The sequence below is a fragment of the Maridesulfovibrio salinus genome (assembly GCF_055394525.1).
Map to the genome: position 1 here is coordinate 838,890 of NZ_AP042461.1, position 20,367 is coordinate 859,256.

A 20,367-nucleotide genomic window follows, 5' to 3' on the forward strand; every position below is an offset into this window, starting at 1 on the left:
TCGCTTTTTGTTTTTAGTACCGGAAGTCGTAGGCGGAAACCGGTAGCGGGTTATGAAAGCAGGATGGTCCCGGCTCGCCCGCCGGGACCATCCTCCCCTGTAATTCGGTACTTATAACCCCATCTAGCTAACCGGGCAAGGTCTTCAGTACTTCTACCGGCATGCCCATGAGGGGCCATATGAATTTGACGAATATTGCGGTCACAACCATCAGCAGAATACTGGCGGGAATACCGTACATAAAGAATTCTCCGGTGGTGAACTGCTTGGAATCGTAAGCGATGGCGTTGGGAGCCGCGCCTACCAGCAGGAGGAAGGGCATACCTGCCACAACCAGAGCGGCAAAGAGAATTACTTCAGGTGCAACGCCAAGGTATGGAGCGATAACCAGTGCCACCGGAAGGGAGATGGCAATGGCCGCCACGTTCATGATGAAGTTGGTCATCATCATTACGAAGAAGGCGATGGACAGTATGAATACAAATCCGCTTGCTTCCTGGAAGAGTACCAGCCAGTTGACAGCCATCCACTTTGCGGCTCCGGTATCCCAGAGGCAGAAGCCGATAGACATGGCGCCGGCGAAGAGCAGGATGATGTTCCAGGGGATATCTTCAAGGTCGTTGATATCCAGGATCTTGAAGACAAAGAAGGATATTGAGGACACCAGAATAATCGCTGTTTTATCAATAGCTTTTAGTTCAGGAATGAATGATCTCAAGCTCATGATCAGGATTACACCGCCGACCAGAATTGCGGCGACTATTTCGTCTCTGGTCAGGGGGCCCATCTGGGCATTCAGGTCACGGGCTTTTTCGCGCAGTCCGGGGATGACATCTTTTTCGGGCTTCAGAAAAATCATGAAGAAGCCCCAGAGCAGGAATACCATTGCCCAGCCTATCGGGGCCATATAGTAGGTAAGCTCGAAGAAAGTTACATCCTTGCCAAGGATTTCGTTGTAAAAACCAATTGCAACCGCGCCACGGGCAGCACCAAGCAGGGTTACGATAGAGCCTGCACCGGCAACGTAAGCCATACCGATGAAAAGGCCTTTACCGAACTTGGTGGGCTTGTCGCCTTCTCCGTAAAGGGAGTAAATAGCGAGCAGCAGCGGATATACGGTTGCAGCAACAGCGGTGTGAGCCATAATATGGGTCAGAAGAGCCGTTACAATGAACACACCAAGATATATGCGGCTGGTTTTTTCGCCGACGATCATAAGCATCTTGTAGGCAAGGCGCTTGGTCAGGCCAGTTTTGGTGAAAACCAGACCGATCATGATGGAGGCGAAAATGAACAGAACCGAGGGGTCCATGAAATCTTTGAAGGCCACTTTTGCAGGACGGATGAAAAACATTACCTGCAGTACGCCGATAGCCAGAGAGGTTACACCGATGGGTACAACTTCAAAAACCCACCATATGCCTGCCAGAAGGAAAACGCCGATAGCTCCTTTTGCTTCGGGAGTAAGGACAAAATGCTGTCCTCCGGGGTCAACGGCATCCGGCCAGGCCGGGCAGTAGTAGACAATTGCAAACAGGGATAGGCCCAGAAGCATGAAGAACAGCCTCTTGAAGTCAAATCCGGGTTTGGTTGCAGTTTCGGCACTCATTATATCACTCCTTGAAAATTTCGGCTGTTTATATCTCGCAGGCGAGAATAGAATTTTTCACTTTTTCGAATGCGTCCCCAAGGCGCAGGACACCGGTGATCTTCCCGTCTTTCTGAACCAGCAGGGGCTGGTGAACTCCAAGGACGAATGCGTGCAGAGCCTTGTCTATGCTGTCCTCCTCATTAACAATTTCCACTTTCTGAGGAGTATGCATAATTTCTTCAACTTTTGTGTCTGCTTTTCTACGGCAGATGTCGGTCAACGGTTCAGACCAGAGATTGAAATCACGGTAGACTCTCTGGACAAAATCCTTGCTGAGAGCATTCGGATGGCGGGTGTTGTCCATTTTGAAATATGAGGGTTCCATGTGCTTGAAGATATCAAGCATGGTAACCTTGCCTATGACCATGCCTCCCTCGTCTTCCACCAACAGGTCACGGTGAGGATGGGGCAGATTTTCGTCTTCGGCCTGCTGGGTCAGTCCCTGCATGGCTGCAAGCAGAGTGGTGTTTTTTTTGACCCGGGTGTATTCTTCCACCGGAATCATGAGTTCTTTGACTTGAGTATTTTTCACGTTTCCCCCTGTATCGGTTGGCCGGTTTGCCTTGCCGCGCTTAGTGCGCAGATTCCTCGCAATATCTGCGCAGAGTCTTTACAAGAGCGGCGATGTCGACCGGAACTGAAATTTCAGCACATGCTCCAAGATTCATGGCTTCAATGGAAAGCGGGATCTTGTTGTGCCTGTTGATTAAAACAACTTTCAATTCAGGAATGTCTGTTGAAATAAATTCCATGAGGTTCAAAGAGCTTCTTCCGAAGCCGGACAGCCCCAGTACAATGCCGTCAAACCTGTTTTCCCTGATGAGTCTTTCAGCTTCCTCAAGGGTTCCTGCACCGGAAATATCAAGACCCTCATCTTCAAGACGCAGGACAAGGTGTTCACGAAACTCCGGATCTTTTTCAACAATCATTATCTTCATGTGTAGAAAGGTGTCTTTTGCTGCTGGCCGGGAATTCGGTTTTTGCAGCACCCGCTTTACAAAAGCAGATGACGTGCCACATGAAAATTAATCCAACGATAACAGATTATTAACTTTGCAGGAAGAAAATATGTTTCTTTTTGTTGAAACATAATGAGCCATTGTGAATAGTTTCTCAAGAAACAATATGAAACATAATGAAACTAAAATAAGTAGAAAAGACTAGTTATTATTGATTTATAAGGATTATTTTAGAAGATAAAAGCCGGTATGGAAATTCATCCCGGAGGCAAGCTGATCTGCTTTGTAATAATCCAGAACTTTATCTACCGGACCGATCACATCATCAAGAACATTAATGCCTTTCCATTTGAGATATTGATAATGCTCTTCATCAATACCGCCGCAGATCACGGCATTTGTTTTTTCTGAAGTAGCCAGGGCACAGAGTTCGTCAGCAGAATGTTGAGGCAGGACTATTATGCGTTCTTCCAGCTCAGCGCTGCGGCTTATTTTGATCAGCATTACATCCGTGGCCAGATCAAAGCGGGGAGCGACTTCATCGTCCAGCAGGGGGATAAGGAGCTTATGTGGCATAATCAACCTGTGATGGAATGTTTCTTGAGCTTGCGCCAGAAGGTGGATCTGGACCATCCAAGCAGTTTCGCCGCTTCACCTTTGCGGCCGCCGCATTTTACCAGTGTGTCCATGATCATCTGTTTTTCAGCGTCATCCCAGCTTGTTGCCTGGCGGTAACCGTTTGAAACAGGGACTTCCTGAAAAATGCTTGAAGATTCCGAAACAGGTCGTAGAATGTCCTGTTCCGTCATATAAGCCGGGAGGTGGCTTGTTCCTATAAGGTCCCGGTCGCAGAAGTTGGCTGCGTATTCCACTATGTTACGGAGCTCGCGAACATTGCCCGGATATCTGTAGGCGGAGAGTATTTTTGCAGCTTTTTTAGTAAAGCCCCTGATTTTCTTATTCAGTTTGGTGCAATATTCTTTTAGAAAGTGCTGCTTGAGCAGGAGTATGTCTTCTCCTCTTTCTCTCAGTGGCGGAAGGTGGAGGTGGACAACATTGAGTCTGAAAAGCAGGTCGGCACGGAAGGTTTTATCCTGAACCATTTGTTTCAGGTCTCTGTGGGTTGCCACTACGACCCTCACATCGGCATTGAAGCCTCGTGAACTCCCTAGAGGATGTACTACCTTGTCATCAAGAAAGGAGAGGAGTTTGACCTGCAGAGACAGCGGGAGGTCACCTATTTCCGTTAGAAAGAATGAACCGTTGTGTGCAAGCTTGATGCGGCCCGGTCTGTCTTCATGGGCTCCGGTGAAGGCGCCTTTTACATGGCCGAAAAGTTCTGATTCCAGAAGCGTTTCAGGAAGTGCCCCGCAGTTGACCTTGATAAAAGGTCCGCCGGCCCTGTCGGAAGCGTTATGAATGGCTTCAGCGAGAACGTCCTTACCGGTTCCGGTTTCACCTGTGATCAGCACAGACGAGTCCGTTGCGGCAATTGACGGAACCATGCTGAAAACTTTGGCCATCTGGGGACTGGTTCCGATAAGCCCGCCGAGGGAATATGCATTACTTGCGCTTTTACTGAGCTCCGCTACCTGACGGATATCCTGAATGGTCTCAACAAAACCTGAAATAATCCCTTCGCTGTTGAAAACCGGCGCAATGGTCAGCCTGATGGGGATTATCGTTCTCGCGCGGTCCACTATGTCCGCGTCAACTGAGACCGTTTCAAAATCGGCCTTTTCCGCCATGATGGGACAGCCTTTGAAGCAGTAGTCGCAACGCAGGCCAAGGTAGCATTTCAGCCCAAGCATGGAGTCCGGCTCCGCTCCTGTTACGGTCTGCCATGCCCGGTTGACGACCTGAATACGTCCGTCAAGGTCAAGGACTGCGACACCAACAGGAACTTCGTTCAGAAGGTCCGGCAGAAAAAACTGGTGGCCCATCAGGCCGTTTACTATGTAGGTATGCTCACTCTTCACAAGCACTCGATAACACGCCTTTGCAGGATGGTAAATTGCGCTGTGTCTCCGGTGTTTTCAAACTCTTTATTCGGATGTATGTTCAACAAAAGGAAATCAGCATGAAAACATATATATTCATCCCACCTGTCCGTAAGCCCACCGGCGGTATTACTGTCTTTTGTCAGATCGCATCCATTCTTGAACGCAATGGTTACGATGTTAAACTTGTAATGCGGGAATCGGGCAGTTGGATGCCGCAGATTGCTGAAGGCTATCCCGCGCCTCTACATTGGGATGAAGTAAGGATTACTCAGGATGATCTCTGGCTTGTGCCGGAGGGCTGGGTGAACAGCCTTGCACCGGGGCTTAATGCAGGGGCTAGATGTCTGGTTTACTGCCAGAACTGGGCTTATCTGTTTTCATCTCTGCCGGAGGGCGTTTCATGGCGTAATCTTCCGGTTTCATTTCTTGCTGTTTCCCATCCGGTAGAATGGTTCATGCAGCAGACCGTTGGGCAACAATCTCCCATTCTTCGGCCCGGAATTGATACCGAACTTTTCCATGCTCCGGACCAAAAGCCGTCAGGCAGGATTCGGATAGCGTTCATGCCTCGCAAGAACAAGGCTATGGTCAGTCAGATCAAGGCTATCTTCGAGTCCAGAAATCCGGGGTCCGATATCCGCTGGATCGAGATTGCCGGAATGGATGCGAATGGTGTGGCTGAGACTTTGAGGTCCTGTCATGTGTTTCTGGTTTCCGGGTTTCCCGAAGGATGTCCGCTGCCGCCTCTGGAAGCGCTTGCTTCGGGATGTCTCCCGGTGGGCTTTTCCGGTTTCGGGGGCTGGGATTACATGCGTCAGCTTGACGGGGCTGTGTTCAAACCCTGGTGGCCCCTGCGTGAAGTTCCGTGGTCGGGCAACGGTTTCTGGTCGGCTGATGCGGATGTTCTGGACGCCTCTTTCAACCTCGAAAAGGCAATAAATCTATGGAATGAAGGCGGTCCGTCCCTTGACACGGCACTTGATGCGGGGCAACAAACCATCCGGTCATATTCTTTGAAGGCTCAGGAGCAGACTGTTCTTGATATCTGGAGCAGGTTTTGATCTTACGGTAAGAATTCGAAGTAATCTCTTTGTTCAAATAGCGTTTAAGCGCATCAAATCTATATCCGCAATACCGGCGGGAAAATATAATCATGGCGAAAAAGAAGAAAAAAGTAAGGGCGCTCCCTCAGAGTGTCGGCATTAATATTCCTGGCGTGGAAACTCATGCCCATCTTGACCTTGAGGATTTCCGCGAAGACCTGCCCGAAGTAATTGCTCGTGCTAAGGAATGCGGAATCGGCAGAATCGGTAACGTTTTTCTGGGGCCGCAGGCTTATGAGCAGAACAAGGTTCTTTTTGACGGTTATCCGGAAGTATTTTTTATGCTCGGGGTTCATCCCAATGATTCCGGAAAGTTTGTTGATGCAGATATTGAAGCGATGCAAACAGCATTCAAAGGGGACTCCCGTCTGAAAGCCGTAGGTGAGATCGGACTTGATTTTTATTGGGACCGTGTTCCCTATGATGCCCAGGAAGACGTCTTCCGTAAGCAGCTTGTTATGGCTGAGGAGTTAGATCTTCCTGTGGTTATTCACAGTCGCGATGCCCATGAAAGGACAATGGAAGTTCTTGAGGATTTCGGATGGTCGGGCAGGCCGCTGCTCTGGCACTGCTTTGGCGGTGATGCGGAAACAGCTAAGAAGATCATTGATCACGGTTGGTATATTTCCATCCCCGGACCTGTTACCTATAAAAAGAATGAGCTTGCACAGGAAGCAGTAAAAGTGATCCCTATGGACAGGATGGTACTTGAAACTGATTGCCCATTCCTGACTCCCGAACCCTGGCGCGGCAAGAGAAATGAGCCCGCCTTTGTTGTTTTCACCGCAGCCAAGGTGGCTGAACTGAAAGGGATTGAGGTCAATGAGTTATGGAAAGCCTGCGCTGAGAATGCAACCGCCTTTTTCAACCTTTAAAACAGATCTCCGAATACCCGTGAGGTTTACATGATTGAAAGCAAGGTGGTTGATTTCATGGGCGTGCGGATGCATGCGTGGACCATGTCTGAAACGGTTGAAGAGATTTTCAGCCGCCTGAAGTATGGTCTGTTCACCCAGCATGTAGTGGTCAACGTTGCGAAACTGGTCAACATGGACCGTGATGCCTCATTGCGTGAATCTGTCCAGAGTTGCGATATCGTTAATATCGACGGTATGGGGGTTGTGTGGGGAACAAGATTTCTCGGGCTTGATGTGCCTGAAAGAGTGGCAGGATTCGACCTTTTCCATGAACTGCTTAAAAAGGCGGCTGAGAAGAATGAACCTGTCTTCCTGCTCGGTGCCAAACCGGAAATTGTGAAAAAAGCCGTTTCTAATCTTGAGCATAAATTTCCGGAACTTAAAATAGCGGGCTACCATCACGGATATTTCTGGGATGACGAAGAAGCAGTGGTGAAGGAGATAGCCGAGTCCGGAGCTAAAATGCTTTTCGTGGCTATAACTTCCCCCAAAAAGGAAAATTTCATCAACCGTTGGAAAGAGCATCTCGGCGTGAAATTCGTCATGGGCGTGGGTGGTACTTTCGATATTGTGGCCGGGAAGTCGAAGCGTGCACCGCAGTTTATGCAGAAATGCGGCATGGAATGGCTTTACAGGCTGATGCAGGAGCCGGGACGTATGTGGAAACGCTACCTCGTCACCAATACTCTTTTTGCTTTGAAATTGATGAAACACAAAATTTTTAAATGAAAACAGTTATACGAAGAGCTTCCCCTGAAGATTATCCGCAGCTTTGCACTGTCTGGCTTGAAGCCTCCATTGTGGCCCATGACTTTGTCGAACCAGGTTTCTGGGGGAGCAAAAAGGCTGATATGCGTGATATCTACCTGCCCGGATCGGAAACATGGGTGATTGAAAAGAATGGCATCCCGGTGGGCTTTTTAAGTCTTGTAGAGAATGTTCTTGCAGCACTGTTTGTCGATCCGTTTGAGCAGGGCAGAGGCCTTGGCTCAAGTCTGATTGGAAAAGCCAAAGAATTGAGGCCGGCACTGGAACTGACAGTATACAGGGAGAATCTCCGGGCTGTGTCCTTTTATGAAAAGCACGGATTCTCAATTACTGAAGAGCGCAGGGATTCGCACACTTCTCATCAGGAATATGTAATGAAGTGGAGCGTATAGATCCGGTTGAACTGATCAGCGTACTCCCAAAGCCTCGTATATCGCTTTCATGTCCACATTCTGCCGGACCACATCAGCCAGCCTGTCCAGAGCCTCTTCCATACCGAAAGTAGTCTGGATTTTTTCAAGTTTAGGCAGTCCTTTCTTTTCCCGTAATGAATCAATGAACCAGCGCCTAAAAGCGTCGGCGTCAAAAATTCCGTGCAGGTAGGTTCCCCATATCATGCCTGACTTGATTCCAAAACCTAGCACTTTGGAAATGGGGACACTTCCATGGACACCTTGCGGGACAATTGCCGCACGCACAGTGGGCAGCAGCGGTTCGGTTTTGCCATGGTGAATTTCGTAACCGCTTACTTCCAGTTTGCTCTGGGAATGGACACCCCCTGTGCGGGTGAGTGTCTTTTCCGGTGCTAGGCTTGTCTGTAATGGCAGCAGCCCCAGACCTTCAGCCGTGCCCCCGGATTCGATGTTATCGGGGTCGGCTATGATCTGGCCCAGCATCTGAAATCCACCGCAGATTCCGACTATCACTGATTTATCGCGCAGTGCTTTAACGGCATCATCCAGCCCGGTTTCTTTCAGGTGTTCAAGATCGGAAATTGTGGACTTGCTTCCGGGCAGGATTATGGCGTCCGGAGTTCCCAGATCGTCTGGTCTGTCCACCACCCGCAGGTTAACGTCCGGTTCATTTTTGAGAGCATCGAGGTCAGTAAAATTTGAAATACGGGGCAGGTCTATACAGACAATTTCCACGCAGTCTTTGCGTTTGCCCCTGCTTCCGGACTTCGCAAGATCTTCTTTGAATGAGACAGAGTCCTCATCGGGCAGGCCTAGATGATTGATATAAGGTATGGTTCCCAGAACTGGTTTTCCGGTATGGCTGAGAGTGAAATCCAGAGCCGGAGTAAGCAGCGAAGCGTCCCCGCGGAATTTGTTGAGCAGGAATCCGCAGACCAGTTCGCGCTCTTTGGCTTCCAGAAGATCCATGGTCCCGGCCAGAGAGGCGAATACTCCTCCGCGGTCAATATCTCCGGTGATAAGCACTTTTGCTTCCGCATATTTGGCCATGGCCATGTTGACGATATCGTGCTGTTTGAGATTTATCTCCGCCGGACTGCCCGCGCCTTCGATAACCATTATATCGCTTTCAGCACTCAGTGAGTCGTATGCATGTTTCACCGCCTCAAAAGCCTTGGGTTTGTATTTCACATAGTTCTGCACCTTCATGTTTCCAACGGATTTTCCCATTACAATCACCTGCGAACCGACATCCGTGGATGGCTTGAGCAGCACAGGGTTCATGCGCACGTCCGGAGACATTTTGCAGGCCGCGGCTTGGGTGACCTGTGCCCGGCCCATTTCAAGTCCATCGTCAGTCACAAATGAATTAAGGGACATATTCTGGGCCTTGAAAGGGGCTACCTTGAAACCGTCCTGCAGAAAAATACGGCAGAAAGCGGCAGCCAGAATGGATTTCCCCGCATTGGAGCATGTACCCTGAATCATAAGGGCGGGAGTTTTTGGCAGCTTTTCTTCGCTTATCTCCATTCCGGTGAAAGAACGCAAACCGTTGATGAGGGCATGGTTCTCCTCCTCGGTACGAACGGCAATGCGGAAATATGTTGAATCCAGTCCATCGAAATTATCGCAATGGCGCACCGCCACTCTTCTGCTCAGCAGGTGCTCAATAAGACCGCTAGCATCCATTCCTACCCGCTGTACCTGACAGAGCATGAAGTTGGCCTGTGAGGGGAGAACCCGTAATCCCGGAATCTGTCCAAGGTCTTTTACCAGTTTTTCCCGGAGCCGCGTTGTTTCCTCGATTGTCTGTAGCTCGTATTCTTCATCACGGATACAGCGCAGTCCCACTTTCTGGGCCAGAATGTTGACCGACCAGCAGGGAAGTACATTCCTGATCTCCATTATGATGTCCGGGGACGCAAAGGCCAGACCGAGTCTAAGTCCCGGTATTGCGTAAAATTTGGTCAATGAAACAATAGTTATGACATTTGGAGGACGTTTTCCGGTGAGTCTTTCCAGGCCGGGTACGAAATCGGCAAACGATTCATCCACAATAAAGCGTGAATCAGGATGGCGGCGGGCCAGGACTTTCAATTCAGCCGGATCAAAGGCTGTTCCGGTAGGGTTGTTGGGCTGGGCCAGAAAGACCAGAGCCGGGGAAGCTTCAAGAAAAGTTGAGAGGGTATCGAAATCCGGTGCGAAATTGTTCTGTGGGTCAAGGGGGATCTGTTCGGTTTTCAGTCCGGCAAGTTTACAGGAGCGTTCATAGTCGACATAGCATGGAACAGGTATTACGGCTCTTTTGAATCCGCCGATGCGGGCAATAGCGGCAATGAGTTCGGAGGCCCCGTTCCCGGCAACGCACTCTGTTGGCCATACTGAGTATTTCTGGCAGGCAGCCAGCGTCAGCTCTGAACATTCGGGGTCAGGGTAGCGCTCCACTTCATTGAGGGCTTTGACAACTTCCTGCTGGAGCCATGCCGGAGGACCGAGCGGATTGATATTTGCGGAAAAGTCCACAATTTCGGAAGAAGGGCAGCCTGCTCTTTCCGCGAGTTTGCGCAGGTTTCCGCCATGGGCGAACCTGCTGTTCTCCTTAGCCATCTCAGCCAGCTGATCCTGCAGTGATTGTTCTTTTAAGGACTTCATACGCTTTCTCTCCAAAGAGTGTAGGAAATTTTTATACAAACTCTATAGCGATAAATAGAATTTGATTCAAATATTGATATAATTTTAGCTGGCAGCAACTTTATACTAGTTTAGAGGTGGTTAAGTATATTAGTGACTCTGCTCAGGCAATCTGATTACGGAGATAAACAATACTTAAATTCAGGAGACTGCGATGAAATATGATCCGATTAATTTCAAGGATAAGCTGGCAGGATTCAACGAACACTGGTCTCCGCGGGTAGTCGCGGAAATGAATAACTATCAGTTCAAGCTTGCTAAACTCAAAGGGGAGTTCGTTTGGCATGATCATAAGGATACCGATGAGACTTTCATAGTCCTTGAGGGAAATCTGGTTATTGAATTCGAGGACGGGAAGGTCGAGTTATCATCCGGTGAAATGTTTGTTATTCCCAAAGGGGTCTCTCACAAACCCGTTGCGGAGAATGAATGTAAAGTCATGCTCATTGAACCGCGCGGGGTTGTGAATACCGGAGCGAGTGGCGGTGAACTTACTGCCGAAAACGATGTCTGGATTTAGCTTCCGCACATTTTATTGATCTCAACAACCTTGGGATGCCCGGAAGGCAGCAGCTGACTGAAAATATTCATGGCCTTGTTGCAGTATTCGGCAGACTCTTCCTCCTGTCCCTGTGATTTGTGAAGACGGGCTAGCTTTACGTAAATGTCAGCTGTCGGAGTCGCTTGCTCTCCGTATATCTCAAGACATGTATCAAGTGCTGTTTTGTAAAGGGGCTGTGCCTCGGTTGGTTTACCTGAGTGCATGTAGATGTCTGCGAGGCCTGTCTGGCAGTTGCGGATTGTGTCCTGGGTGCATTCATCGCAGCCCACTGCCGTACTCAAAGCTTCCCGGTATAGGCCTTCCGCGTTGCGGTAGTCCCCTATCTTGATCGCCATGTGTGCTGCTTCAGCAATGTGGACGATGCCGGCTTTACCTGTTTCGATGCTGTTTATAAATGCCTCCATGGATTCCTTGTAATCAAGATCGGCTCTGGCGAGAAGCCCCAGGTGGAACCATGCATCCGCCTCCCTTCTGGCATAGGCTTCTTTCCTGACTCGCGATTCTCTGGCTATGTTATCCCATATCGCTCTTGCTTCCTGTGTGCTGCCCGCGGCGAGCATGGTTTCTGCCGATTCAATTTCTGTTTCAGAAATCCATCCCCTAAGAACCTCCAGCTCTCCCGCCAGACCGGCCATTCCCTTCACCGCCTTTTCGTAGCCGGATTCAATGAAAGCAAGTCGTTCCTCCGCTTCTTTCAGCGCGGCGGATACTTTGCGTTTTTCAGGTGACTCTGCATCTGCAATATTTTTGAGTTCAATTTTGAGCTCGTTTATTTTGCGTTTCAGTTCCTGCTCGTATTTATCGAGTGTAAACCTGGCTTCTTCTGATGATGGTATCCGGTATTTGCGGGTAGCTGCGAAGCCCACCAGGACAGCTATCCCAACGAGGGCAACCCCTGCAATCAGGGTTTTTGTTTCGGGGGGCAGAGCATCAAACCATTTCTGATGGGAGTCCGCTGGAGCTGTAGCCGCCTCCAATATGGTTGCGGAAAGTAGAATGCCGGAGAAAACAAACACAAAGAAGGTTGATTTTAGACGATGATTGTTTTCATATTGTTTCATGATGTGCCTCTGTTGGTTTTGATCTTTTATAGGCATGTCTCAGAACAATATCATAGGCAGCGGTCGATACAAAGCTTCTTCTGGTATTATCAAGAGTTAAATCTTTTCATGAAAGACTGACTAAATATCTTTGTTGCCTGAAAAGGACTCCTGTTAATCGATTCTATCTTTTTCCTGCATTACCAAATTTCCAGAAGTTATTGGGATTCGATCGGGCATTGTAGTTTATACTTGGGGTTAATATGGGAAATTATGCGAATTTCTTGAATAAGTTCCTAAAAAGATAGGGTGCAATTTGAGCTCTGGCAAAGTCGAAGATCACGCAGGAAGCGGCAGAGCGGGAAAGGGGCTTTCCAACAGGGCTGATTTAATCCTGGCCGTCAAGACAGACAATGCGGTTACGTCCTGACTGTTTGGCCCGGTAAAGTCTTTTGTCCGCCTTTGAAAGAAGTTCATCCGCATCAGGTGTTCCGCATTCCTCAATGGAAGCAACTCCTGAACTCATGGTGATTCTGATTTGACCTTCCGGGGAGCTGATGACCTTTTCTTCGCACGTGGTACGGATTCTTTCAGCCACAATTTCAGCTTCATCTTTATGGGAACCGGGCATCAGGATTACAAATTCCTCTCCTCCGTACCTGCACGGAATATCCACCCCCCTGCGGCTGGATTCCTGCAAAACCTGCCCGACTGAACGCAACACGGTATCTCCGGTAGCGTGCCCGTATTTGTCATTGACATCTTTAAAGTGATCCACATCAAGCATAATCAGTGATAACGGTCCGCCCCTTCTTTTATATCGCTGTACTTCCTCCCGCAATCTGATGAACAGGTAGCGGCGCATGTACAATCCGGTCAGACTGTCCTCTATGGTCTGGCGGAACAGCTCCGAGTTTTCGAAAGAAATCGCTGCAACCGCTGAAATGATACCAAGCTGGAAAATTTCCGCCAGCTCCCATTGGCGTTCCTTCTCCCGGTAGAGAGTTACAAAGCCCCTGACCCGGTCGCGAGAGCCTATCAGGGGCACGCACAGGCAGGTCTTATCAGAATCACAGCAGTCAGCGGGGAGAGGGTATATGGATTCATCACATACCGGGCGCACAACCGGCTTGAGCGACTGAGCAGCTTCGATCATGGCTTTATTGAGGGGGATTTCTTCATTGATGATCATCCTTCTCTTTTGAAATGATGCAGCAACTCCTTTGAGTTGCTTGTATTCATCATACATCATCAAAGTTGCGTCTTCACAGGAGCCGAGGTCGCAAAAAGCTTCAATGGCACGGTCGATGAGAACGTCCCGGTCAACTTCCATGGTGAGGAGTCTGGTGGCAAAATTGACAGTCAGCAGGGTCGCGTCAAAATCGAATTTATCTATGCTCATGGTGGGTGATGCCTTTTAGGGATCGGGTGGAAAAGTTTGATTTTAAAATCAGAAAATAAATCTGTCTATCAAAATGAATGGCCTAAACTGTTACATGAAAAAGGCGAAGTTGAACAAAAGTTCAACCTCGCCCGTACATTTCAAAAGCAGATTCCAAAGAGCTCGTGTAATGTAATACTGTTTTCAGCAGGTTTCTGGATTTTTGAATCCCTTCGCGCCGACACTCAGGAAAGTGTTGCTATCCATGACTCAACTGGCGACTGAGTCCGGGAACAGCCCGTGCGCGGAATTATTATTCCTTAAGGACAAGTCGCCTTGCAGGGAGTGTTTCAAAGATATAAAGCATCAAGGATGCATTAGACCCCAAGCTTTTCGGCAATAGTTTTCGCGGCCCGTCGTCCTGCGCCCATGGCGGAGATAACAGTTGCGGACCCTCCAGCAATATCACCTCCAGCATATACACCGGAGATTGAAGTTTCTCCGGTCTCCGCATCGGTAACGATATAACCCCATTTGTTGGTTTCAAGACCTGGAGTGGCTTCAAGCAGAACGGGGTTGGCTCCGGTTCCTACTGCGAGGATAACCATGTCCACTTCCAGTTCCTTGGTCTTGCCTTCAACAGCAACCGGGCGGCGACGTCCTGAATCATCCGGCTCGCCGAGTTCCATAATTTGCAGGGTCATGGATTTTACATGAGAATTTTCATCTCCATTGATCTCAATGGGGGAAGTCAGCAGTTCAAGCTGCACTCCTTCTTCAATGGCGTGATGCAGTTCCTCGACACGAGCAGGCATTTCTTCCTGAGTGCGCCGATAGGTAATGTATACGTTTTCGGCTCCCAGTCGCAGAGCGGTGCGGGCGGCGTCCATGGCCACGTTACCACCACCGATTACGGCTACATTGCGTGGTCTTGGAGCGGGAGTATCGTATGTTGGAAAGTCATATGCGCGGCCCAGATTGATACGGGTAAGGTATTCATTGGATGAGTACACACCGACAAGGTTTTCTCCGGGAATATTGAGGAACCATGGCAGCCCGGCTCCGACTCCTATGAAAACAGCGTCATAACCGTCATCAAGCAGATCCTGAACAGTTACGGTCTTGCCACCCACATAGTTGGGCAGGAAGGTAACACCTTTGGACCACAAAGCGCCTACTTCGCGGGCAACGATGTTTTTGGGAAGGCGAAATTCCGGGATACCGTAAACAAGTACTCCCCCGACTTCGTGCAGCGCTTCGTATACAGTAACGGGAACACCTCTGGCTGCAAGGTATCCGGCAACAGTCAGTGAAGAAGGTCCGGAACCGATGCAGGCTACTTTGAACTGATCGTTGGGCAGGCTGCATGCAGTGTGGCCGGTGATCATTTCACAGGCGGAATCACTGTCGAAAGTGTCGGCTACAAATCTTTCCAGACGGCCGATTGCCACCGGTTCGTATTTTTTGCCGAGAATACAGGCGCCCTCGCACTGGGTTTCCTGCGGGCAGACCCGGCCACAGACAGCAGGCAGGGAGTTGGTTTCCTTGATTACACGGTAGGCGGAAGGAATATCGCCGTCGGCCAGATGCTTTATGAAGCTTTTGATGTCGATTTCAACAGGACATCCTTTCTGGCAGAGCGGCTTTTTACACTGCAGACAGCGGGCCGCTTCAGCCATGGCCTCTTCTTTGGAGTAGCCCAGGGCAACTTCCTGAAAGTTCTTGTTTCGGACATCCGCCGGTTGTTCCGGCATGGGGGTACGGGTGGGGGTGAAGTTCTGTTTGTTAACCATGATCCCTCCTGAACAGGTCCATTGAGACATTCTCCTGCTCTTTGTATTGGGCGAGGCGCATTCTCAGTTCATTGAAGTCGACTTCATGTCCGTCGAATTCAGGGCCGTCCACACAGGCGAATTTGGTTTCTCCGCCGATATTGCAGCGGCATGCTCCGCACATACCCACACCGTCTACCATGATAGAGTTCAGGCTGACAGTGGTTTTTACTCTGAAAGGTTTGGTCACTTTCGCCACCGCTTCCATCATGGGAACAGGGCCGATAGCCACAACTTCTGAAACGTCCTTGTCTTTTTCAAGGCGGTCGCGCAGAACATCGGTAACAAAGCCTTTATGGCCGGTGCTTCCGTCATCGGTGGCTATAAGGAGTTCGGGGCAGAAGCCGCCCAGTTCATCGCAGAAAAGGAGCAGGTCCTTGCTGCGCGCACCTACAATGGCGACGACATGGTTGCCGGCCTCGTGGTGGCCTTTGGCAATGTGATGCATGGCTGCGATTCCGGTTCCGCCGCCGACACAGATAACAGTGCCGGACTTTTCAATGTGTGTGGGCTTGCCCAGCGGACCGCATACATCAAGGATGGTGTCGCCTTCATTAAGTGTTTCAAGCAGGGCGGAACTTTTACCTACAACCAGGTAAACAATAGTGATGGTGCCTGCTTCCGGGTCAGTGTCAGCAATTGTGAGGGGGATTCTTTCACCTTTTTCATGGATACGCAGAATGACGAAATTACCCGGTTTAGCCTTGACGGCAATTTGAGGACAGTCAATGACCAGCATGCTTGTCTGGCCGGGGATAAGTGCCTTTTTAGTCAGAATTTTGTTGCTCATAATCTCCTACACTGCTTAAGTTTAAGGGGAAGTTAATTCTTTGGCCCCCGGAAAGCAAGACTTAGTCTTCTGCACTTGCCAAACATGCCAAGTAGTATTATATTTAACATTACTTAACATTTCTTTATTTTCATGAGCTTCCATGGATGGAAGCCGTAACTCCCGCGTATCCTTCAGGGATGATTGCATAACATTTGCAGATACGGCGGATTGCCACATGTGGCGGTCGGCCTTTTTTTGTGCGTGGGGAGCGGTTTTTCCGATGGGGTAAATAATGAAAATAGCGGCGCAGGGTATCAGCAGATACGCTGAAAATATGAAAATGTGGTCCGGGCAGACGGAAAAGGAAGTCGAAAGGGTAACCGCACGTGTAAAAACGCGCAGTTTCGGTTTTCGAATTGGTAAGCTGGGCGTAAACTTCACTGCAAAGGACCTCGAATTTGAGCCGGGTGAAGCCCAGAAGGCTTCACAGAAATTCCGTTCAAAAACCTATCCTCGAACCCAGAGCGAAGAGCGACACGTCCAAAATGTTTATCAACAGTTGGCGCTGACGCAGGCGACTCTTTCGGAGGACTCCGCCACATTCAGTCCCGGGAGTGCCGGCTACATGCGAACAAGAGCGGTTAACGCTTATTCTCAGCAGGCCGCAGCTCTTGATTATGCGCTTCCGGGTAGCGCGCTGGGCAAAGTCTGATTCCAAAGAACATCCAGAAATAGTCTGCCAAAGCAGTAGCTTTAATCTTGCACGGACTTTAATCTTCTATCTCTCCGTAACTAACGGGAAAAGTTAGCAGTCCACTTCTGAAACTGTGCAGTAGTGTGCAGATTTGTATAAAATCTTCCTTTTGACGTAATATAATTTGATGGGTCAATCAATCGTTTTTGTAATAAAAATGAAACAAATGTTTCTGAAGTGATTTTTTTCAGGTTTTATCGGCATTTTTGATAGATTATAGTTTCTTACGCTCTTTGCTGCATACTGCTTTGCAGATAAATTATATCTCTGAAGAATGATGGGATAGTATCCGATGTAAAAATTAAAAGTAATTCTTAGATGAAGTGTATGTGAAATCGTGAGGTTAGATCCTTTTCGGCATAGTTTGCTGTATATATTAATGTCCACCGGGATTTCACTGCATATTGCAGATGGAGTTTTATCAACAACCGGATCTCAAGTCTTTTCTTGCTGCTAAATTCAAAAAAGGGCATGTGTTACTGGCTTTTTAAAGACATTGGATTATAAAAAACCATCGGCTTGACTTGGATTCAGTTTCAAAACAGGCTGCGGTTACAAAGGCATTTGCAGCAGAACAGACCGGGAGTATTTTAGTGAGTGAAAGCAGTCTTCTGTCAATTATCGTACCTGTTCATAATGAAGATCAGGTCCTTGATGTATTTATGGAAAGGGTTTCAGGGGTGATGAAAACAGTCCCTGATGTCAGGGTGGAATACCTTTTTATTAATGACGGAAGTACCGATAACACTCTTGCGGAACTCCTCAGGCTCAAAGAAATCCATCCTGAAATAAAGATTATAGATTTCAGTCGCAATTTCGGTAAGGAAGCCGCTCTTACTGCAGGGCTTGAACATGCTGCCGGTGATATTGCCGTACCTATCGATGCTGATTTGCAGGACCCGCCCGAACTCATACCCGATATGATAGCACTCTGGCGTGATGGCTTTGACGTGGTGCTCGCCCGCAGAAGTAACAGGGACAGCGATTCTTTTCTGAAAAGGTTGACCGCGAAATATTTCTATAAAGTGAACAACATGATTTCCAACCCGCCTATACCGGATAATGTAGGTGATTACCGGTTGATGTCCCGTCCGGTTGTGGATGCTCTGAACAGTCTCCCCGAAAGCAAGAGATTCATGAAGGGCCTTTTTGCGTGGGTGGGGTTCAAGGCAGCCCAGATCGACTATGTGCGCCCCGAGAGGGCGGCCGGAGAATCCAAGTTCAATGGTTGGAAGCTCTGGAATTTCGCTTTGGAAGGGCTCACCAGTTTCGGGACGGTTCCGTTGCGTATATGGACTTACATAGGGGCCGCTGTTGCCGGAATCTCATTCCTCCTGACCCTTAAGATATTGTTTCAGGTTTTGTTTCTGGGGGTTGATGTTCCCGGCTATGCTTCTCTTATGGTCACGGTTTCGTTTCTGGGTGGTCTGCAGCTTATAGGGATCGGGATCATCGGGGAATATCTGGGGAGAACTTATATGGAGTCGAAACACAGACCTGTATACATAGTCCGAAGAATTTTATAGGGAAAATATCCGGAGAAATTATGTTGAATTTGAGACTTTCACCTGAAGAAAAGAAAACAGTTTATATCCTGTTCGGAATGACTTTTTTATATATTCTGCCGACCATCATATCCAACACTCCATACAACGATGACTTCAGCAGGATCATCATAGGTAATTCATGGGATGACGACGGGCGTCTGCTGCCATCCATTCTTGTGCGTCTCCTGAACCACGCCACAACCATATACAGCCCCGCCCCTCTCCCCTTGTTGTTGTCAGTTCCGATTTTCGTACTTGGCGGACTGCTTGTCCGCAGGCTTTTTGTGGATCTTAGTGATCCTTATCTGTCCGGGATTATTTCTTTCGGATTTATTGTGAATCCATTTCTGATCTGCCTGTTCCCCTATCAGTTGGACAGTCTCGGGCTTGCCTTGAGCCTTGTTCTACTGCTTGTCCCATATGCTGTCGTCATGCCGGAAAGCGGCAGGAAACAGCTTCTGTACTATTATTTGAAGTGTTCTTTATGCCTGTTTCTGAGTTTGAATTCGTATCAGGCATCGTTGGGATTTTTCATGTCTTTAGCTGTGATAGAGCTTGTCCACAATGTCAGTCGCGGCAGGTCTGTCGAGGCGATTGAATTTTTATTTCACAGAATTCTCCAGTTGATTTCAGCTTTTGTGGCTTACAAACTGTTTTTGAAGCTGTTTTTTATTGCCAATATCGCGCGCCGTGCTTCCGGGGCAGAGACTGTTTCCTTTTCAGCGGAAGGATTCGGGCAGCTTGTAGATAATTCCGTGGTGATCGTATCCTCGGTTTTCGATGCTCTCAGTCAGCAGCAGATTATTTTATTTTCGCTGTTGTTTCTGGTCTGCATTGTTTTTTGCATTATGCTTTACAAAAGGGCGGTTTTAGGCAGTGATCTGAAGGCACTGCAAAAGATGGCCCTTCTGGTCGTTCCTTTCGCTCCGGTGATTCTTTTTCTGTTCTCCTTTGTGCATATGGCTCTGCTGAAAGATTCTGCTGCTCTCAATCTTCAGGTTTTAACTTCCTTTTGCGGTCTTTTTGCTTTCATGTTTTTGGTTCCGGGGTGGTTGTTCCGCAGTTCAATAAAGACTTACTGTGTGCTGGCTCCTGTTTTGATTTCAGCTTTCGGTTTCAGCTACATCATGGGTAATCTGGTCAAAATTGAAGCGGACTTTCATGAGCCGCAGCTTGCATCAATTGTCGAAAAGATAAATGACAGTAACCCACACAGAGATAATATTGTTTATTATTCCGGTGGTCTTTCCCACTCAAAATACTATTATCGTCTGGAGGACACGTTTCCGCTGATACACAGCCTGGATACCGGCAGTTCGTGGAGCGTCAAGTATAAGCTCCCTTATTACGGATGCGCGGTTAACAATTATCGTGATATCAGTGATGATGCCATGTATTCCTCGGTTGATCGTGCCTCTCTGCCTGTCATTGCCGACAGCTTTTATTATACACTTTACAGGTACAACTCTGACTTTCTGCTGGAGTTCAAAAAACGTTAGTTGCCATGCGAAATATCTTTGACCGCCATTTCTGGCTATATATACTTATTGGTTTGTGGGGAGCCGTTGTAGATTTCGGGTCTTTCTTTATTCTGGACTCAGTTTTTGAGGTCAACTATCTGGCTGCGAATACCGTCAGTTCGTGTCTCGGAATATTCAATAATTTCGTCATGAATTATAAATTCAATTTCAAAGTTAACGATAATTTTGCCAGACGGTGTGCTGTGTTCTTCGCCATCGGTTTGAGTGGGATTGTTGTTTCCAATTTTATCCTGCTGGGACTTATCGGCTACCTGGGGCTTAACAGTCTTTTGGCGAAATTTATTGCATTGGGTATTGTTGTTGCCGCTCAGTACACGGTTAACCGCTTTTTTACGTTCCGGGTTAAGCAGCAGCAATGATGCCTGTCTCTGCCGACTGCCCGATGCTGTGATTATTTTGTAAGCTATCCTGAGGCAGCTGGTTTCTTGGTGGA

General features: G+C 48.5%; 19 protein-coding genes. 9 read left to right on the top strand and 10 right to left on the bottom strand.

Annotated features, from left to right (window positions below):
- Positions 1-127: 127 nt before the first annotated feature.
- The 5 genes from ACZ5PW_RS03685 to ACZ5PW_RS03705 form a co-directional block, all read right to left on the bottom strand.
- Positions 128-1,609 carry an SLC13 family permease gene (locus ACZ5PW_RS03685; protein ID WP_464558061.1) on the bottom strand — a complete coding sequence of 494 codons (1,482 nt, stop codon included), beginning with the start codon at positions 1,607-1,609 and terminating at the stop codon, positions 128-130.
- 28 nt (positions 1,610-1,637) lie between these two features.
- On the bottom strand, positions 1,638-2,183 hold the full coding sequence (locus tag ACZ5PW_RS03690; protein ID WP_464558062.1) for a CBS domain-containing protein: 546 nt from the start codon (positions 2,181-2,183) through the stop codon (positions 1,638-1,640).
- A gap of 40 nt (positions 2,184-2,223) precedes the next feature.
- Positions 2,224-2,589, bottom strand: a complete 366-nt coding sequence (locus tag ACZ5PW_RS03695) for a response regulator (protein WP_464558063.1) — start codon at positions 2,587-2,589, stop codon at positions 2,224-2,226.
- 246 nt (positions 2,590-2,835) lie between these two features.
- On the bottom strand, positions 2,836-3,186 hold the full coding sequence (locus ACZ5PW_RS03700; RefSeq protein WP_464558064.1) for a NifB/NifX family molybdenum-iron cluster-binding protein: 351 nt from the start codon (positions 3,184-3,186) through the stop codon (positions 2,836-2,838).
- Positions 3,187-3,188: 2 nt separating this feature from the next.
- Positions 3,189-4,553 carry a sigma-54 interaction domain-containing protein gene (locus ACZ5PW_RS03705; RefSeq protein WP_464560479.1) on the bottom strand — a complete coding sequence of 455 codons (1,365 nt, stop codon included), beginning with the start codon at positions 4,551-4,553 and terminating at the stop codon, positions 3,189-3,191.
- 137 nt (positions 4,554-4,690) lie between these two features.
- Between ACZ5PW_RS03705 and ACZ5PW_RS03710 the strand changes: the two genes are divergently transcribed.
- The 4 genes from ACZ5PW_RS03710 (at position 4,691) to ACZ5PW_RS03725 (ending at position 7,793) form a co-directional block, all read left to right on the top strand.
- The gene (locus tag ACZ5PW_RS03710) at positions 4,691-5,674 is read left to right on the top strand and encodes a glycosyltransferase (protein WP_464558065.1); all 984 of its coding nucleotides are present in this window, start codon (positions 4,691-4,693) and stop codon (positions 5,672-5,674) included.
- A gap of 92 nt (positions 5,675-5,766) precedes the next feature.
- Positions 5,767-6,591, top strand: a complete 825-nt coding sequence (locus ACZ5PW_RS03715; RefSeq protein WP_464558066.1) for a TatD family hydrolase — start codon at positions 5,767-5,769, stop codon at positions 6,589-6,591.
- 30 nt (positions 6,592-6,621) lie between these two features.
- Complete coding sequence (locus ACZ5PW_RS03720) at positions 6,622-7,362, top strand: WecB/TagA/CpsF family glycosyltransferase (RefSeq protein ID WP_464558067.1); 741 nt, start codon at positions 6,622-6,624, stop codon at positions 7,360-7,362.
- Entirely contained in the window at positions 7,359-7,793 is a 435-nt protein-coding gene (locus tag ACZ5PW_RS03725; RefSeq protein WP_464558068.1) for an N-acetyltransferase, read from the top strand. The genes ACZ5PW_RS03720 and ACZ5PW_RS03725 overlap by 4 nt, the downstream gene beginning before the upstream one ends.
- Positions 7,794-7,808: 15 nt before the next feature.
- On the opposite strand, the gene ACZ5PW_RS03730 is transcribed toward ACZ5PW_RS03725, so the two are convergent.
- Positions 7,809-10,466: a cobyric acid synthase gene (locus ACZ5PW_RS03730; RefSeq protein WP_464558069.1), complete on the bottom strand. Its 2,658-nt coding sequence runs from the start codon at positions 10,464-10,466 to the stop codon at positions 7,809-7,811.
- Positions 10,467-10,659: 193 nt separating this feature from the next.
- Here ACZ5PW_RS03730 and ACZ5PW_RS03735 point away from each other — a divergent pair, with 193 nt between their 5' ends.
- Positions 10,660-11,025, top strand: a complete 366-nt coding sequence (locus ACZ5PW_RS03735) for a cupin domain-containing protein (RefSeq protein WP_464558070.1) — start codon at positions 10,660-10,662, stop codon at positions 11,023-11,025.
- Here the strand turns inward: ACZ5PW_RS03735 and ACZ5PW_RS03740 are convergent.
- The 4 genes from ACZ5PW_RS03740 to ACZ5PW_RS03755 all read right to left on the bottom strand — a co-directional run bounded on the left by ACZ5PW_RS03740 (position 11,022) and on the right by ACZ5PW_RS03755 (position 16,110).
- Positions 11,022-12,128, bottom strand: a complete 1,107-nt coding sequence (locus ACZ5PW_RS03740; RefSeq protein ID WP_464558071.1) for a tetratricopeptide repeat protein — start codon at positions 12,126-12,128, stop codon at positions 11,022-11,024. The genes ACZ5PW_RS03735 and ACZ5PW_RS03740 overlap by 4 nt on opposite strands.
- Before the next feature lie 367 nt (positions 12,129-12,495).
- The gene (locus ACZ5PW_RS03745; RefSeq protein WP_464558072.1) at positions 12,496-13,509 is read right to left on the bottom strand and encodes a sensor domain-containing diguanylate cyclase; all 1,014 of its coding nucleotides are present in this window, start codon (positions 13,507-13,509) and stop codon (positions 12,496-12,498) included.
- 356 nt (positions 13,510-13,865) lie between these two features.
- Positions 13,866-15,281 (bottom strand): NADPH-dependent glutamate synthase, encoded by a 1,416-nt coding sequence (gene gltA, locus ACZ5PW_RS03750; RefSeq protein ID WP_464558073.1) that lies wholly within the window; start codon positions 15,279-15,281, stop codon positions 13,866-13,868.
- A complete protein-coding gene (locus ACZ5PW_RS03755) occupies positions 15,274-16,110 on the bottom strand; it encodes a sulfide/dihydroorotate dehydrogenase-like FAD/NAD-binding protein (RefSeq protein WP_464558074.1) in 837 nt (278 codons plus the stop codon). Before ACZ5PW_RS03755 ends, gltA begins: the two co-directional genes overlap by 8 nt.
- A gap of 274 nt (positions 16,111-16,384) precedes the next feature.
- Here ACZ5PW_RS03755 and ACZ5PW_RS03760 point away from each other — a divergent pair, with 274 nt between their 5' ends.
- The 4 genes from ACZ5PW_RS03760 (at position 16,385) to ACZ5PW_RS03775 (ending at position 20,293) form a co-directional block, all read left to right on the top strand.
- A complete protein-coding gene (locus ACZ5PW_RS03760; RefSeq protein WP_464558075.1) occupies positions 16,385-16,804 on the top strand; it encodes a hypothetical protein in 420 nt (139 codons plus the stop codon).
- A 635-nt stretch (positions 16,805-17,439) separates the two neighbouring features.
- Positions 17,440-18,372 (top strand): glycosyltransferase family 2 protein, encoded by a 933-nt coding sequence (locus tag ACZ5PW_RS03765; protein WP_464558076.1) that lies wholly within the window; start codon positions 17,440-17,442, stop codon positions 18,370-18,372.
- Between the two features lie 20 nt (positions 18,373-18,392).
- Positions 18,393-19,892: a glucosyltransferase domain-containing protein gene (locus tag ACZ5PW_RS03770; RefSeq protein WP_464558077.1), complete on the top strand. Its 1,500-nt coding sequence runs from the start codon at positions 18,393-18,395 to the stop codon at positions 19,890-19,892.
- A 5-nt stretch (positions 19,893-19,897) separates the two neighbouring features.
- Positions 19,898-20,293 (top strand): GtrA family protein, encoded by a 396-nt coding sequence (locus ACZ5PW_RS03775; protein WP_464558078.1) that lies wholly within the window; start codon positions 19,898-19,900, stop codon positions 20,291-20,293.
- Positions 20,294-20,367 lie beyond the last annotated feature (74 nt).